This is a genomic window from Streptomyces sp. 549 (assembly GCF_030124175.1).
Taxonomy (GTDB): domain Bacteria; phylum Actinomycetota; class Actinomycetes; order Streptomycetales; family Streptomycetaceae; genus Streptomyces.
The window spans coordinates 119,474-135,175 of record NZ_JASKMT010000005.1 but is presented as its reverse complement, the minus strand read 5'-3'; the positions used below and the strand labels follow the sequence as shown (position 1 = coordinate 135,175).

13 protein-coding genes are annotated in these 15,702 nt (G+C 72.4%); 9 read left to right on the top strand and 4 right to left on the bottom strand.

Annotated elements, in window-relative coordinates; translation table 11 throughout:
• The 3 genes from secF to QNO07_RS08250 all read left to right on the top strand — a co-directional run bounded on the left by secF (position 1) and on the right by QNO07_RS08250 (position 4,513).
• Positions 1-1,161, top strand: a complete 1,161-nt coding sequence (secF, locus tag QNO07_RS08260) for a protein translocase subunit SecF (protein ID WP_283991024.1) — start codon at positions 1-3, stop codon at positions 1,159-1,161.
• A 4-nt stretch (positions 1,162-1,165) separates the two neighbouring features.
• A complete protein-coding gene (locus tag QNO07_RS08255; RefSeq protein WP_283991023.1) occupies positions 1,166-1,726 on the top strand; it encodes an adenine phosphoribosyltransferase in 561 nt (186 codons plus the stop codon).
• A 162-nt stretch (positions 1,727-1,888) separates the two neighbouring features.
• Positions 1,889-4,513 (top strand): RelA/SpoT family protein, encoded by a 2,625-nt coding sequence (locus tag QNO07_RS08250; RefSeq protein WP_283991022.1) that lies wholly within the window; start codon positions 1,889-1,891, stop codon positions 4,511-4,513.
• A gap of 84 nt (positions 4,514-4,597) precedes the next feature.
• On the opposite strand, the gene QNO07_RS08245 is transcribed toward QNO07_RS08250, so the two are convergent.
• Positions 4,598-5,827: a DUF349 domain-containing protein gene (locus tag QNO07_RS08245; RefSeq protein WP_283991021.1), complete on the bottom strand. Its 1,230-nt coding sequence runs from the start codon at positions 5,825-5,827 to the stop codon at positions 4,598-4,600.
• Positions 5,828-6,065: 238 nt separating this feature from the next.
• Positions 6,066-6,896 carry a peptidylprolyl isomerase gene (locus tag QNO07_RS08240; RefSeq protein ID WP_283991020.1) on the bottom strand — a complete coding sequence of 277 codons (831 nt, stop codon included), beginning with the start codon at positions 6,894-6,896 and terminating at the stop codon, positions 6,066-6,068.
• Positions 6,897-7,124: 228 nt separating this feature from the next.
• Here QNO07_RS08240 and QNO07_RS08235 point away from each other — a divergent pair, with 228 nt between their 5' ends.
• The 4 genes from QNO07_RS08235 (at position 7,125) to QNO07_RS08220 (ending at position 11,297) form a co-directional block, all read left to right on the top strand.
• Positions 7,125-7,838 (top strand): MBL fold metallo-hydrolase, encoded by a 714-nt coding sequence (locus QNO07_RS08235; RefSeq protein WP_283991019.1) that lies wholly within the window; start codon positions 7,125-7,127, stop codon positions 7,836-7,838.
• Positions 7,839-7,851: 13 nt separating this feature from the next.
• Positions 7,852-9,126 carry a histidine--tRNA ligase gene (gene hisS, locus QNO07_RS08230; protein ID WP_283991018.1) on the top strand — a complete coding sequence of 425 codons (1,275 nt, stop codon included), beginning with the start codon at positions 7,852-7,854 and terminating at the stop codon, positions 9,124-9,126.
• 51 nt (positions 9,127-9,177) lie between these two features.
• A complete protein-coding gene (locus QNO07_RS08225) occupies positions 9,178-9,825 on the top strand; it encodes a vitamin K epoxide reductase family protein (protein WP_502961799.1) in 648 nt (215 codons plus the stop codon).
• 107 nt (positions 9,826-9,932) lie between these two features.
• Positions 9,933-11,297: a replication-associated recombination protein A gene (locus QNO07_RS08220; protein WP_283991017.1), complete on the top strand. Its 1,365-nt coding sequence runs from the start codon at positions 9,933-9,935 to the stop codon at positions 11,295-11,297.
• Positions 11,298-11,343: 46 nt separating this feature from the next.
• Here QNO07_RS08220 and QNO07_RS08215 read toward each other — a convergent pair whose 3' ends face one another.
• Complete coding sequence (locus QNO07_RS08215) at positions 11,344-11,955, bottom strand: DUF2470 domain-containing protein (RefSeq protein WP_349636816.1); 612 nt, start codon at positions 11,953-11,955, stop codon at positions 11,344-11,346.
• 275 nt (positions 11,956-12,230) lie between these two features.
• On the opposite strand from QNO07_RS08215, the gene rpsD reads away from it, so the two are divergent.
• Positions 12,231-12,842, top strand: a complete 612-nt coding sequence (gene rpsD / locus QNO07_RS08210) for a 30S ribosomal protein S4 (RefSeq protein WP_283991015.1) — start codon at positions 12,231-12,233, stop codon at positions 12,840-12,842.
• 37 nt (positions 12,843-12,879) lie between these two features.
• Here rpsD and QNO07_RS08205 read toward each other — a convergent pair whose 3' ends face one another.
• The gene (locus QNO07_RS08205) at positions 12,880-15,042 is read right to left on the bottom strand and encodes an ATP-binding protein (RefSeq protein WP_283991014.1); all 2,163 of its coding nucleotides are present in this window, start codon (positions 15,040-15,042) and stop codon (positions 12,880-12,882) included.
• A 222-nt stretch (positions 15,043-15,264) separates the two neighbouring features.
• Here QNO07_RS08205 and QNO07_RS08200 point away from each other — a divergent pair, with 222 nt between their 5' ends.
• On the top strand, positions 15,265-15,696 hold the full coding sequence (locus tag QNO07_RS08200) for a DUF948 domain-containing protein (protein ID WP_283991013.1): 432 nt from the start codon (positions 15,265-15,267) through the stop codon (positions 15,694-15,696).
• Positions 15,697-15,702 lie beyond the last annotated feature (6 nt).

Genomic DNA, 15,702 nt, shown 5'->3' with positions numbered 1-15,702 from the left:
ATGTCACGCATCGGTGAACTCGGCGGCAAGCTGTTCCGCGGTGACGCCGCGTTCGACTTCATCAGCCGCCGCAAGATCTGGTACGCCGTCTCCGGCCTGCTGATCCTCATCTCGCTCGGCGGGCTCTTCGGCAAGGGCCTGTCCATGGGCGTCGAGTTCCAGGGCGGAGCGGTCTTCACCACGCCGCCCACCCAGCTGACCGTCGAGGAGGCCAGGGAGCAGGCCGAGTCGGCCTCCGGCGCGGACGCCCGGGTGCAGCGCCTGGGCAGTGACGCCCTGCGCATCACCGTCACCGGGCTGGACACCGAGACCTCCAACACCACCCGCGAGGCGCTGGCCCAGGAGCTGGGCATTCCCGCCGCCGACCTGGACGCGGAACTGGTCGGTCCGAGCTGGGGCGAGCAGATGACCGGCAAGGCCCTCACCGGCATGGTCATCTTCCTGGTGCTGGTGAGCGTGTACCTCGCCATCGCCTTCGAGTGGCGGATGGCGGTGGCCGCCCTGGTCGCGCTGCTGCACGACCTGGTGATCACCGTCGGCGTCTACGCGCTGGTCGGGTTCGAGGTGACGCCGGGAACGGTGGTCGGTGTGCTGACCATTCTCGGCTACTCGCTCTACGACACGGTGGTGGTGTTCGACAAGGTCAAGGAGAACACCGCGACCCTGGACAAGCAGAACCGCCGCACCTTCGCGGAGCTGGCCAACCTCGGCCTCAACGCCACCCTGGTGCGTTCGATCAACACCTCGATCGTGGCGCTGCTGCCCGTCGCGGGCCTGCTGTTCATCGGCGCCGGCCTGCTGGGCGGCGGCATGCTCAAGGACATCGCCCTGTCGCTGTTCGTGGGTCTTACTGCGGGAACCTACTCGTCGATCATGATCGCCACCCCGGTGGTCGTGGACCTCAAGAAGAGCGACGCCGACGTCAGGGCACACGACCGCCGGGTGCTCAAGCGGGTCAGGAGCGGTGCGGACGACGAGTCGGCCGACGAGGAGCCCTCGGCGGGTACCGGGCGGGCCGACGCGCCGCGCGACGAGGTCAAGGTCGAGGTCGCCGACGAGGAGATCGAGGACGCCACCCCTGCGGGCGCGGGCGCCCCGGCGCCGCGGCGGCAGAGCGGCAACCGCAGCCGTGGCCGCGGTACCCCCGGAAAGCGGAGGTGAGCCGGTGAGCACCACGGCACCCGGTTCCGACGCGCTCACCGACCTGCTGCTCAGCAGAATCCGGGACGTCGCCGACTACCCGAAGCCGGGCGTGATGTTCAAGGACATCACGCCGCTGCTGGCCGACCCGGAGGCGTTCGGCGCGCTCACCGACGCGCTGGTCGCCTCCTGTGCGGCCCACGGCGCCACCAAGGTCGTCGGGCTTGAGGCGCGCGGCTTCATCCTGGCCGCCCCCGTCGCGGTCCGCGCCGGGCTGGGCTTCGTGCCGGTCCGCAAGGCCGGCAAGCTGCCCGGGGCGACCCTGGCGCAGTCCTACGACCTGGAGTACGGCAGCGCCGAGATCGAGATCCACGCCGAGGACCTCAGCGCCGAGGACCGGGTACTGATCATCGACGACGTGCTCGCCACCGGCGGCACGGCGGAGGCGTCACTGGAACTCATACGGCGCTCCGGCGCCGAGGTCGCGGGCGTGGCGGTACTCCTGGAGCTGGGATTCCTCCAGGGCCGGGCGCGGCTGGCGAAAGCGCTCGACGGCGCCCCGCTGGAGGCCCTGATCACCGTCTGACCCTTGCGCACCACACCCGGGCGGGCCGGCGGAGAGGTTTCCGGCGGCCCGCCCGGCTGCGTGCCGTGGATCTCACCTGACGGCCGGAGCCGCCACCTGCGGCCCGGGTCGATACCATGGCACTCCGGCCTCTCCAGCGCCGGACCTGCTCGAGGAGTGCTCTTGCCAGACGAGGCCCAGCCGCTCACCGCCGCCCAGCCCCAGGACGACGCCGCGGCCACCGGCCGGAGCGGCGAGCGGCAGCCCGCCGCTCGGCCCTCCGCCGAGGGCGACGCCGCGCCGCAGCCAGGCGGCGAGACCGGTGCGCCCGACAGGAAGCAGCCGCCCCAGAGGGAGTCCGCGCCGGCCGCGCGGCCCGCCGGGAAGCAGGGCAAGCCCGGGAAGCAGGGCAAGCCCGCCAAGGACGGCGGCGCCGGCAAGTCCGGCGACGCCCAGCCCGCAGCCGGTCCCACCGCCCGCGCCGTGTCCGGGGTCTCGGGCCGCTCCGGTTCCTCCAACCGGGTCAGGGCCCGGCTCGCCCGCCTGGGTGTGCAGCGCTCCAGCCCGTACAACCCGGTCCTGGAGCCGCTGCTGCGGATAGTGCGCAGCCACGACCCGAAGGCCGACACCGCCACGCTGCGCCAGATCGAGCGGGCCTACCAGGTCGCCGAGCGCTGGCACCGGGGCCAGAAGCGCAAGAGCGGCGACCCGTACATCACGCACCCGCTCGCCGTCACCACGATCCTGGCCGAGCTGGGGATGGACCCGGCGACGCTGATGGCCGGGCTGCTGCACGACACCGTCGAGGACACCGAGTACGGCCTGGAGACGCTGCGCCGCGACTTCGGCGACCAGGTGGCGCTGCTGGTGGACGGCGTCACCAAGCTGGACAAGGTCAAGTTCGGTGAGGCGGCGCAGGCCGAGACGGTCCGCAAGATGGTCGTCGCCATGGCCAAGGACCCCCGGGTCCTGGTCATCAAGCTCGCCGACCGGCTGCACAACATGCGCACCATGCGCTTCCTGCGGCGGGAGAAGCAGGAGCAGAAGGCGCGCGAGACCCTGGAGATCTACGCGCCGCTCGCCCACCGGCTGGGCATGAACACCATCAAGTGGGAGCTGGAGGACCTCGCCTTCGCGATCCTCTACCCCAAGATGTACGACGAGATCGTGCGGCTGGTCGCCGAGCGCGCGCCCAAGCGGGACGAGTACCTGGCGATCGTCACCGACGAGGTCCAGTCGGACCTGCGCGGCGCCCGCATCAAGGCCACCGTCACCGGGCGGCCCAAGCACTACTACTCCGTGTACCAGAAGATGATCGTCCGCGGCCGGGACTTCGCGGAGATCTACGACCTGGTGGGCATCCGGGTCCTCGTCGACACCGTCCGCGACTGCTACGCCGCGCTGGGCACCGTGCACGCACGGTGGAACCCGGTGCCCGGGCGGTTCAAGGACTACATCGCGATGCCCAAGTTCAACATGTACCAGTCGCTGCACACGACGGTCATCGGCCCCGGCGGCAAGCCCGTCGAGCTGCAGATCCGCACCTTCGACATGCACCGCAGGGCCGAGTACGGCATCGCCGCGCACTGGAAGTACAAGCAGGAGGCCGTCGCCGGAGCTTCCAAGGTCCGCACCGACGTGCCCCGGCACACCGGCAAGGGCGCCGGCCAGGACACCGTCAACGACATGGCGTGGTTGCGGCAGCTGCTGGACTGGCAGAAGGAGACCGAGGACCCCAGCGAGTTCCTGGAGTCGCTGCGCTTCGACCTCTCCCGCAACGAGGTCTTCGTGTTCACCCCGAAGGGCGACGTCATCGCGCTTCCCGCCGGGGCGACGCCCGTCGACTTCGCCTTCGCGGTGCACACCGAGGTCGGCTACCGGACCATCGGCGCCCGGGTGAACGGCCGGCTGGTGCCACTGGAGTCCACGCTCGACAACGGCGACACGGTCGAGGTCTTCACCTCCAAGTCCGCCGGCGCCGGCCCGTCCCGCGACTGGCTGGGCTTCGTCAAGTCGCCCCGGGCCCGCAACAAGATCCGGGCGTGGTTCTCCAGAGAGCGCCGCGACGAGGCCATCGAGCAGGGCAAGGACGCCATCGTGCGGGCCATGCGCAAGCAGAACCTGCCGATCCAGCGCATCCTCACCGGCGACTCGCTGGTCACCCTCGCCCACGAGATGCGCTACCCCGACATCTCCTCGCTGTACGCCGCGATCGGCGAGGGCCACGTGGCCGCGCAGAACGTCGTGCAGAAGCTGGTGCAGGCGCTCGGCGGCGAAGAGGCCGCCAGCGAGGACATCGCGGAGACCGCGCCGCCGATGACGGGCCGCAGCAAGCGGCGCGCCGGCTCCGACCCCGGGGTCATCGTCAAGGGCGTCGAGGACGTCTGGGTGAAGCTCGCGCGCTGCTGCACGCCCGTCCCGGGCGACCCGATCATCGGGTTCGTCACCCGCGGCAGCGGCGTCTCGGTGCACCGGGCGGACTGCCTCAACATCGAGTCGCTCTCACGCGAGCCGGAGCGCATCCTCGACGTGGAGTGGGCACCCACCCAGTCGTCGGTGTTCCTGGTCGCCATCCAGGTGGAGGCACTGGACCGCTCGCGGCTGCTGTCGGACGTCACCCGGGTGCTGTCCGACCAGCACGTCAACATCCTCTCGGCGGCCGTGCAGACCTCGCGCGACCGGGTGGCGGTCTCCCGCTTCACCTTCGAGATGGGCGACCCCAAGCACCTGGGGCACGTCCTGAAGGCGGTGCGCAGCGTGGAGGGCGTCTACGACGTCTACCGCGTCACCTCCACCCGCCGCCCCTGACGCCGGACGGCCCCGGTACCTCGCGACTTCCGAGGTACCGGGGCCGTACGGCGCCGTGCCGGGCTCAGGCCGAAGCCGTCACGGTCAGCCGCCGAACTCCTGGAGGCCGCGCAGGGCCTGGTCCAGCAGGGCCTGCCGGCCGGCCAGCTCCTTCTCCAGCTTCTCCGCCTTGGCCGTGTTGCCCGAGGCACGGGCGCTCTCGGCCTGGCCGCGCAGCTTGTCGACCGCGTCCTGCAACTGGCCGGTCAGACCGGCGGCCCGGGCGCGCGCCTCAGGGTTGGTGCGGCGCCACTCGGCTTCCTCCGCCTCCTGCAGGGCGCGCTCCACGGCCTGCATCCGGCCCTCGATCTTCGGCCGGGCGTCGCGCGGCACATGGCCGACGGCGTCCCACCGCTCGTTCACCGAACGGAACGCCGCCCGCGCGGCCTTCAGGTCGGTGACGGGCAGCAGCTTCTCCGCCTCCTCGGCCAGCTGCTCCTTCGTGTGCAGGTTGTCCCGCTGCTCCGCGTCCCGCTCGGCGAACACCTCACCGCGGGCCTGGAAGAAGACGTCCTGGGCGCCCCTGAAGCGCTGCCACAGGCCGTCCTCGTGCTCGCGCTGGGCCCGCCCGACCGCCTTCCACTCCGTCATCAGGTCGCGGTACTTCGCCGCGGTGGGGCCCCAGTCGCGCGAGGCGGACAGCGCCTCGGCCTCCGCGACCAGCTTCTCCTTGCGCTTCCTGGCGTCCTCGCGCTGCGCGTCGAGCGCGGCGAAGTGCGCCTTGCGGCGCTTGGAGAACGCCGACCGGGCGTGCGAGAAGCGGTGCCACAGCTCGTCGTCGGTCTTGCGGTCCAGCCGCGGCAGACCCTTCCAGGTGTCGACGAGGGCGCGCAGGCGCTCACCGGCCGACCGCCACTGCTCGCTGCCGGCCAGCTCCTCGGCCTCCGCGACCAGCGCCACCTTGGCGCTCTTCGCCTCCTCGGACTGTTTGGCCTTCGCCGCCCTGCGCTCCTCGCGGCGGCTCTCCACCGTCTCCGCCAGCTTGTCCAGCCGCTCGCTCAGCGCCTGGAGGTCGCCGACCGCGTGGTGGGCGTCGACCTGCTCCCTCAGGTGCGCGATCGCGGCGTTGGCGTCCTTGGCCGACAGGTCCGTCGTGCGCACCCGGCGCTCCAGGAGGCCGATCTCCACGACCAGTCCCTCGTACTTGCGCTCGAAGTAGGCAAGGGCCTCGTCGGGCGAGCCCGCCTGCCAGGAGCCGACGACCTTCTCGCCCTCGGCGGTACGCACGTACACGGTGCCCGTCTCATCGACTCGGCCCCACGGGTCGCTGCTCACAGCGCCTCCTCCACATGACACCGACGGGGCGTCCCGCCCCCGGCGTCGTCCACAGTTGTCGTCCGGCAGTCAGTTCCACGCGGGTGCCGGTCGCCCGGCCGGAGCGGGCAGCTGTGCACACCGCCAACATAGGCGACCGGCGGCCGGGCTGTCCGCATCCCGCGCGAGGACATGTCCCGGGCCGCGTGGGCCCCGCAGCCGGCGTGCGCCTGCTCGCCGACCGCGGGGCGGGGGCTCCTCAGCCCTCGGTCACCTCGGCCTTGTTGATCACCACCGTCGCGTTCGGCACGGTCGCCTGGATCTGCGGGTCCTGGGACGAGCCGGCCTCGGCGATCCTCTCCAGCACGTCCATGCCCTCGGTGATCGTGCCGAAGGGCGTGTAGTCCGGCGGCAGCGGACTGTCCTGGTAGACGAGGAAGAACTGGCTGCCGCCGGTGTCCCTGCCCTCGTCCGCCTGGGCGTTGTAGGTGTTGGCCATGGCGACCGTGCCCGCCGGGTAGGTGCCGCCCGCGACGGTCTCCGCCTTGAGGTTCTCGTCCGGGATGCTGTAGCCGGGCCCGCCCTGGCCGGTGCCGGTCGGATCGCCGCACTGCAGGACGTAAATGCCCTCCTCGACCAGCCGGTGGCACCTGGTGTGGTCGAAGAAGCCCTCACCGGCCAGGAAGCTGAACGAGTTGACCGTGCGCGGCGCGTTCTCCGCGTCCAGCTCGATGCCGATGTCCCCGCAGGTCGTGGCGAGCTTCATCGTGTAGGAGGCCGAGGCGTCGATCGCCATCTTCGGCTCCTTCTTCCACTGCTTGCCGTTCGGCTTGCCGGCCGCCGGCTTCTCGCACGGGTCGGGTGCGGGCGTCGGCGAGGCCTCCGCGTTGTCGACCGTCCCCGCGCCGCCGTCGCCGCCGCTGAGACCCACCGCGGCGTAGACCGCCCCGCCGGCGAGTGCCAGCACCAGACCGCCGGCGATCACCGCGTTGCGGACCCGGTGCCGGCGGCGTGCCGCCGACCGCCGCTGCTGCTGGCGCAGATGTTTCTGCCGCGCGAGCTGCTTGCGCCGCTGCTCACTCGTCACCACGAGACTTCTCCTTAGGAGCCGTGCCCGCTCGGGCACATCCATGCGCGTTCTTCAGTGCCGGCCGGCTGCGGGCGCCCACCGGGCGGGGCGGCTCGTGGAACACACGTGCCACCCGCCGACTGACCCGTACGGTATACGGGTTCGCGGCGGGCACGTCGCCGCCGGTAGGCTCGCTCCCGTGGCGGCCCGCCCGCCGCAGCCCGCTGACGGACTGACTGAAGGACGATCGTGCTCATTGCCGGGTTCCCCGCCGGGGCCTGGGGGACCAATTGTTATCTGGTCGCCCCCGCCGCCGGCGAGGAGTGCGTGATCATCGACCCCGGCCACCAGGCCGCCGCAGGCGTCGAGGAGGCCGTCGCCAAGCACCGGCTCAAGCCGGTCGCGGTGGTCCTCACCCACGGGCACATCGACCACGTCGCCTCCGTGGTCCCGGTCTGCGGGGCCCACGACGTCCCCGCCTGGATCCACCCTGACGACCGGTACATGATGAGCGACCCCGAGAAGGGCCTGGGCCGGGTCATCGGGCAGCCGCTGATGGGGGAGCTGACCGTCGGGGAACCCGACGACGTCCACGAGCTCACCGACGGCGCCCGGCTGGACCTCGCCGGTATGGAGCTGCACGTCGCGCACGCCCCGGGCCATACCAGGGGGTCGGTGACCTTCCGGATGCCCGAGCAGGCCGACATCCCGCCGGTCCTGTTCTCGGGCGACCTGCTGTTCGCCGGCTCCATCGGCCGAACCGACCTGCCCGGAGGCGACCACCAGGAGATCCTGCGCTCGCTGGCACGCGTGTGCCTGCCGCTGGACGACTCCACCGTGGTGCTCTCCGGGCACGGCGCCCAGACGACCATCGGCCGTGAGCGCGCCGCCAACCCGTTCCTGCGGGAGGTGGCCGCCGGCGGCGGTGCCGACGGACTGTCGGCACCACGACGAGGAATGTGACGACACCACCGCGATGAGCAGCTTCTCCGCCCCCAAGGGCACGTACGACCTGATCCCGCCGGACTCGGCGGACTTCCTGGCGGTGCGCGAGGCGATCTCCGCGCCGCTGCGGCGGGCCGGCTACGGCTACGTCGAGACTCCCGGCTTCGAGCAGGTGGAGCTGTTCGCCCGCGGCGTGGGCGCCTCCACCGACATCGTGACCAAGGAGATGTACACCCTCACCACCAAGGGCGGTGACGAGCTGGCGCTGCGCCCTGAGGGCACCGCGTCGGTGCTGCGCGCCGCGCTCCAGGCCAACCTGCACCGCGGCGCGCTGCCGGTGAAGCTGTGGTACTCCGGTTCCTACTACCGGTACGAGCGCCCGCAGGCCGGCCGCTACCGGCACTTCTCACAGGTGGGCGCCGAGGCGCTCGGCGCGGAGGACCCGGCGCTGGACGCCGAGCTGGTCATCCTGGCCGCCGACGCCTACCGCACGCTGGGCCTGCGGCGCTTCCGGCTGCTGCTGAACTCCCTCGGCGACGCGGAGTGCCGCCCGGCGTACCGGAGTGCGCTGCAGGAGTTCCTGCGCGGCCTCGACCTCGACGAGGACACCCGGGCCCGCATCGACATCAACCCGCTGCGGGTGCTCGACGACAAGCGGGAGCACGTCCAGGCCCAGCTGGCCGACGCGCCGCTGATGCGCGACCACCTCTGCCAGGGCTGCAAGAGCTACCACGAGCAGGTGCGGGAGCTGCTGCTCGCCGCCGAGGTGCCGTTCGAGGACGACCCGCGCCTGGTCCGCGGCCTGGACTACTACACCCGGACCACCTTCGAGTTCGTGCACGACGGTCTCGGCGCGCAGTCCGCGGTGGGCGGCGGCGGCCGGTACGACGGCCTGTCCGAGATGATCGGCGGCCCGGCGCTGCCGTCGGTGGGCTGGGCGCTCGGCGTGGACCGCACGGTGCTCGCGCTGCGCGCAGAGGGTGTCGCGCTGGACGTGCCCTCGGGCACCGACGTGTTCGCCGTGCCGGTCGGGGAGGAGGCCCGCCGCACCCTGTTCGCCGCGGTCACCGAACTGCGCCGGCACGGGGTGGCCGCCGACTTCGCGTACGGCGGCAAGGGCATGAAGAACGCGATGAAGTCCGCCAACCGCTCCGGAGCCCGGTTCGCGCTGGTCGCGGGGGAGCGGGACCTCGCCGAGGGCGTCGTCCAGCTGAAGGATCTGGAGAGCGGGGAGCAGACCGCGGTGCCGGTGGCCGAGGCGGCCTCGGCGGTGCGGGCGAAACTCAACTGCCCCTCCGCTCGTTGAGGCAGAATGCCGGATGAGGCCACCCCCTGGACGATGAGGACATCAGACGCCATGACGACCACGGCTCCCAGCGACACGGCAGGCTCCGACACGGACGATCCGGCGTCCGGCGCGATCGGGGCCGGACGGCCGCTCGCCTGGATGCTCATCGTCAGCGCGCTGGCCGGCCTGGTGGCGGCGTGGGTGATCACCTACGACAAGTTCATGCTGCTCCAGGCCAAGGTCGACGGCGAGACCTACGAGCTGGGGTGCAGCTTCAACCCGGTCGTGGCGTGCGGCAACATCATGGAGAGCAAGCAGGCCTCGGTGTTCGGCTTCCCGAACCCGATGCTGGGCCTGGTCACCTACGGCATGGTCGTCGCCATCGGCGTGGGCCTGCTGGCGGGCGCGCGCTACCGGCCCTGGTTCTGGCTCGGCCTGCAGGGCGGCACGCTGTTCGGCGTGGTCTTCTGCACCTGGCTGATGTACCAGTCGCTGTACGTCATCGGCGCGCTGTGCCTGTGGTGCTGCCTGGCCTGGGTCGGCACGATCTTCATGTTCTGGTACACGCTCGTGCACAACCTGAAGCACCGGCTGCTGCCGGCGCCCGAAGGCCTGCGCCGCGGGCTGCTGGAGTTCCACTGGCTGCTGCCGACGATGCACGTCGCGATCATCGGCATGCTGATCCTGACCCGCTGGTGGGACTTCTGGACCAGCTGACCGACCGGTGAGCCGACCGGCCGACCGCCGGGACGCGCCCCCCGGAAGTGCCCGGCCGCCGACCGCGCGCCGGGCACTGTCGGTGCCGTGACCTAGGGTTGGGTCTCGTGGAGCCCGACCTGTTCACCGCCGCCGCCGAGGAACGCCAGGCGCAGGAGCCGTCCGCCAGCCCGCTGGCGGTGCGGATGCGTCCGCGCACCCTGGACGAGGTGGTCGGCCAGCAGCACCTGCTGCGTCCCGGCTCGCCGCTGCGGCGGCTGGTGGGCGAGAGCGGCGGCGGGCCGGCCGGTCCGTCCTCGGTGATCCTCTGGGGCCCGCCCGGCACGGGCAAGACCACGCTCGCCTACGTGGTCAGCCTCGCCACCGAGAAGCGCTTCGTGGAACTGTCGGCCATCACCGCCGGCGTCAAGGAGGTCCGCGCCGTCATCGAGGGCGCCCGGCGCTCCTCGGGCGCGTACGGCAAGGACACCGTGCTGTTCCTGGACGAGATCCACCGCTTCAGCAAGGCCCAGCAGGACTCGCTGCTGCCGGCGGTGGAGAACCGCTGGGTGACCCTGGTCGCCGCGACCACGGAGAACCCCTACTTCTCCGTCATCTCGCCGCTGCTGTCCCGGTCGCTGCTGCTCACCCTGGAACCGCTCACCGACGAGGACCTCAGCGGCCTGGTCCGCCGGGCCGTCGCCGATCCGCGCGGCCTGGACGGTTCCGTCGTGCTGGAGGCGGACGCCGAACGGCACCTGCTGCGGATCGCCGGGGGTGACGCCCGGCGGGCGCTCACCGCGCTGGAGGCGGGCGCGGGCGCGGCGCTGTCGAAGGGCGAGAGCGCGCTGACGCTGGAGACCCTGGAGCAGGCCGTCGACCGGGCGGCGGTGAAGTACGACCGGGACGGCGACCAGCACTACGACGTCTCCAGCGCCCTCATCAAGTCGATCCGCGGCTCGGACGTCGACGCGGCCCTGCACTACCTTGCCCGCATGATCGAGGCGGGCGAGGACCCGCGCTTCATCGCGCGGCGGCTGATGATCTCCGCGAGCGAGGACGTGGGCCTGGCCGACCCGGCGGCACTGCAGACCGCGGTCGCCGCGGCCCAGGCGGTGGCGCTGATCGGTTTCCCGGAGGCCCGCATCATCCTGGGTCAGGCGGTGGTGGCCCTGGCTCTCGCGCCCAAGTCCAACGCCGCGTACCTGGCGATCGACGCGGCGCTGGCCGACGTGCGGGCCGGCCTGGCCGGGCCGGTGCCCGGCCACCTGCGGGACAGCCACTACAAGGGCGCGCAGAAACTCGGCCACGGCCAGGGCTACCAGTACCCGCACGACCTGCCGGGCGGCATCGCCGCGCAGCAGTACGCGCCGGACGACGTGCGGGGGAAGCGCTACTACCGTCCCACCCGCTACGGCGCCGAGGCGCGGTACGCCGAGGTGGCCGAGCGGGTGCGCGCCCGGCTGCGCGGCGAGCAGCCCGACGAGCGCTGAGCGCCCGCCGGGCGTCCGCGCGGTGCCGGAGGCAGGGCGTGCGCGGTCAGCCCGCCGCCTGGAAGAGGCGGTGCATGGCCTGGCGCAGCCCGCAGACGTCCTCGACGGGGTCGGGGAACTCGAACCTGATGTCGAAGCCGTCGCGCTCGCCGCAGAAGCGCACCCGCAGGCCGTGCCGGTCGAGGGCGAGCGGAACGGCCCGTCGGCCGTCGGTGAGTCCCTCGTCGTCGGCGTCGAGCAGCGTGCCGAGGCCGTGCACCTGGTCGCTGTGGGCGGCGGAAAGGTGCTGGAGCAGTTCGGCCTCGTGCGCGGCGAGCGGGTCCGGGCGCGCGTCGGCGAAGTCGTCCGGCTCCACCGCCGCGGCGCCCCACAGGTCGTCGATCTCCGCGCCGCCGACCTCCAGGCGCAGCACGGTCCAGCCCGCCCCGTGGGCGGGCGGGGCGTCCGGGTCGGTGTTCGCGAGCAGCCGGGCGGCGCGTACCCTCGCCTCACCGCGCACGGGGGTGAGCCAGCCGCTGACGCGGGCCGTGCCGCGGACGCGGTGGGGCACGGCGACGGGCGCCACGTCGGTGATCCCGATCACGGCGGGCAGGTCGTCGTCCTGGGCGTGGGTGGCGGCTCTGGCAGCCGGGGAGTCGGCTGCGACCTGCAGCAACACGTCCCCGGCGGAATCCACGGCGCGGACCCGTGGGCCCGAGAAGGCCGTCTCCGCGACCTCGATTCCCGAAATCGACAGGGTTGCCGATAGGCTGGACTCCGCGAGGGTACGCACACGCTCGGCGGCGGTCGGCTGCCGAGGGCTTTCTTCCACGGGACGCGGCTGACCCGTCCCGGCATCGTGGTCGGTGCTGGGCAGGGGGATCCCCGGTCGAAGCATGCGTTTCTCCTCCGCTAAGGTAAGCCTAACCTAACCTACATGGAGGTCCGTTCCACGTGAACCAGTCGCGTCCCAAGGTCAAGAAGTCGCGTGCACTCGGCATCGCGCTGACCCCGAAGGCAGTCAAGTACTTCGAGCAGCGCCCCTACCCGCCGGGTGAGCACGGCCGGGGCCGCAAGCAGAACAGTGACTACAAGGTCCGTCTGCTGGAGAAGCAGCGCCTGCGCGCGCAGTACGACATCAGCGAGAAGCAGATGGCCCGTGCCTACGACCGCGCTCGGAAGGTCGACGGCAAGACGGGCGAAGCCCTCATCATCGAGCTTGAGCGCCGCCTGGACGCGCTCGTCCTGCGTTCGGGCATCGCCCGGACGATCTACCAGGCCCGCCAGATGGTGGTGCACGGCCACATCGAGGTCAACGGCCGCAAGGTCGACAAGCCCTCCTTCCGGGTCCGCCCGGACGACGTGGTGATGGTGCGCGAGCGCAGCCGCGCGAAGCACCCCTTCCAGGTCGCCCGCGAGGGTGGCTACGCCCTCGACGGTGAGACCCCGCGCTACCTTGAGGTCAACCTCCAGGCGCTGGCGTTCCGGCTCGACCGGGACCCCAACCGCAAGGAGATCCCGGTGATCTGCGACGAGCAGCTCGTCGTCGAGTACTACGCCCGCTGACGCTCAGCGGCTCTCCAGGCTCCCCCGTCACCCCGCCTCATCGCGGGGCGGCGGGGGAGTCCTGCATTCGGTTGCCGCACGTCTCCGCCTCCGGAGCCGCACCGGGAAGCACCCGGCGCACCACGGCCGGCAGGTCCAGGCCCTCGCCCTCCCGGCGCCGCAGCTCGTAGCCCGCGTCGCCCAGGGCTGCCCTGGCCAGTTCCTCGCACCGCAGGTGGGGGACGTGGAAGTAGCGCGAACCGAACAGCTTCGGGCCGACCGACGGCCACAGCCGCCCCGCCGCACCCTGGAGCAGCGCCGCCTCGCCCGGGTCGCCCAGCCCGGCCGTCACCAGTGCGAACAGCTCCAGGCTCAGTGCGAGCCCCAGCAGGTCGCCGAACGTGTGGTGGATGGCCAGGCACTCGGTCAGCAGGTCCGACGCCCGGCGGGCCTCGCCGTCCGCCCACGCCGCCCAGGCCAGCACGTGCAGCGCGTAGGCCAGCGCCCAGCGCTCCCCGAACCGGCCGCACACCTCCACCACGTCCTCGCAGAGGTCCACCGCGCCCGCCAGATCGCCCTGGTGGGCCAGCGTCATCGCCAGTTCCACCTGCCCCATCAGCACGTTGCTGTTGAGCTCGCCGGCCTCCCGGTACCTCTCCAGCGCCTCGCGGAACAGCCGCTCGGCCCGCGGCATGTCGTCGGACAGCAGCGCCATGCAGCCCGTCCGGTGCCCCGCGTACGCCGCGGCCAGGCTGTCACCGGCCGCCTCCGCGCCCTCCCGGCACTCCATGAGCGCCGCCACCGCTCCCGCCGTGTCGCCCTGCAGTACGGCGGCGTAACCCGTCACCCACAGCGTCTTGAGGCGGGAACCGGGACGTGCGGAGCTCACCTCCAGCGCCCGGTCGAGCCAGTGCCGGCCCTCGGTCAGCCGCCCGCAGCCGACCCAGTAGAACCACAGGGACGACGCCAGGTGCTGCCCGAGATGGGCCTCCTCCCCGCAGTCGAGGCTGAACTCCATCGCGGCCCGCAGGTTCGGCAGCTCCGCGTCGATCTGCTTCTTGATCGACAGCTGCCGGGGACCGAACCAGTCCAGCTCGCACCAGGTGGCCAGTCCCAGGTACCAGTCGCGGTGCCGGCGGCGCATCCGCTCGGTGCCGCCGAGGGCGTCCAGCCAGTCGGCGCCGTACTCCCGCACGGTGTCGAGCATCCGGTAGCGCACCTCGTCCGCGTGGCGCTCGCGGACCACCACGGACTGGGTGACCAGTTCGGCCAGCAGCTCGAAGACGTCCTCCTCCGCCAGGTCGGGTCCGACGCAGACGTACTCGGCCGCCTCCAGGCCGAAGTGCCCGGTGAAGACGGACAGCCGTGCCCACAGCAGCCGTTCCTGCGGCGTGCACAGCTCGTGGCTCCAGCCGACGGCCGTGCGCAGCGTCCGGTGCCGGGCCGGGACCCCGCGGCCGGACCCGGTCAGCACCTGGAACCGGTCGTCGAGGCGGTGCAGCAGCTGCGTCACCGACAGCGCCCGCATCCGGCCCGCTGCCAGCTCCAGGGCCAGCGGGATGCCGTCCAGGTGCCGGCAGACGCTGACCGCCGCGGCCTGTTCGCCCGCGTCGGCGGGGAACCCGGGAACCACCGCGGCCGCGCGACGGGTGAACAGTTCCACGGCGTCCTCGCCCGGAACGGGAAGCGGGTCGAGCGGCAGCACCTGCTCACCGGGTAGCTCCAGCGGACGCCGCCCGGTGGCGAGCACCCGCAGCTCGGGGGCCGCGCGCAGCAGGTGGTGGACCAGGGCCGCGCACTCCTCGACCAGGTGCTCGACCCCGTCCAGGAGCAGCAGCGCCCGCCGGCCCGCGAGGTGCTCGCCGAGCACGGTGAGCACCGGCCGGTCAGTGCCGTCGGTGAGTCCCAGGGTGTCGGCGACCGCCTGCGGGAGCAGGCCGGAGTCCAGCACGGTGGAGGCGTCCACCAGCCAGACGCCGTCGCAGAAGCGATCCTGCTGATCGCGAGCCGCTCGGACGGCCAGCCTGCTCTTGCCGACCCCGCCCGTCCCGGTGACGGTCACCAGCCGGCACTGCCGCAACCGGTCTGCGAGCGCTGCGAGCTCGGGGCCGCGGCCGACGAACTCGTTGAACTCGGCGGGGAGGTTGCCCCAGGCGTGACCGGGAAGCCGGGCCGGTGGGGGGTCGGCCGGGAAGTCCGGGAAGTCCGGGAAGTGGCGCATGGGACACGGAGCGTACTGAGAGTGGAGCGGAACGTACAACCGCGCCGGGCACCGCCCCGGCGACCGCGGCCGCGGCGCGGAACTAACCGTTACGGCGGCCGCCGCCCGGCGCGATAAGGTCGTGACTCGCCGTCGCAGTCGGTGAGCCGGCGTGCCGGCACCCGCGCGTGGCGTCGCGCATCAACGCAGGAAGACGACAACAACCGACGGAAGCGGTGCAGTGTGTCCGGTGGAGAGGTGGCCGGCCTCCTGGTGGCTGTCTTCTGGGCGATCCTGGTCTCGTTCCTCGCCGTGGTCCTGGTGAGGCTGGCCCAGACGCTCAAGGCCGCCACCAAACTGGTGACGGGAGTGACCGAGCAGGCGGTCCCCCTGCTGGGCGAGGCCTCGGCGACGGTGCGTTCCGCGCAGGACCAGCTGGCGCGCGTCGACTCCATCGCCTCCGACGTCCAGGAGGTCACCGCGAACGCGTCGGCGCTCTCCTCCACCGTCTCCACCGCCTTCGGCGGCCCGCTCGTCAAGGTCGCGGCCTTCGGGTACGGCGTCCGCCGGGCCCTGGGCCGCCGCAACACAACCCCGCGCCGCCCGGCCGTGGTCGTCAGCCGGACCGTGCCGCAGGCTCGTCGCGGCGGTTGGCGCAGCCGGGGAAAGGACTGATCAGCC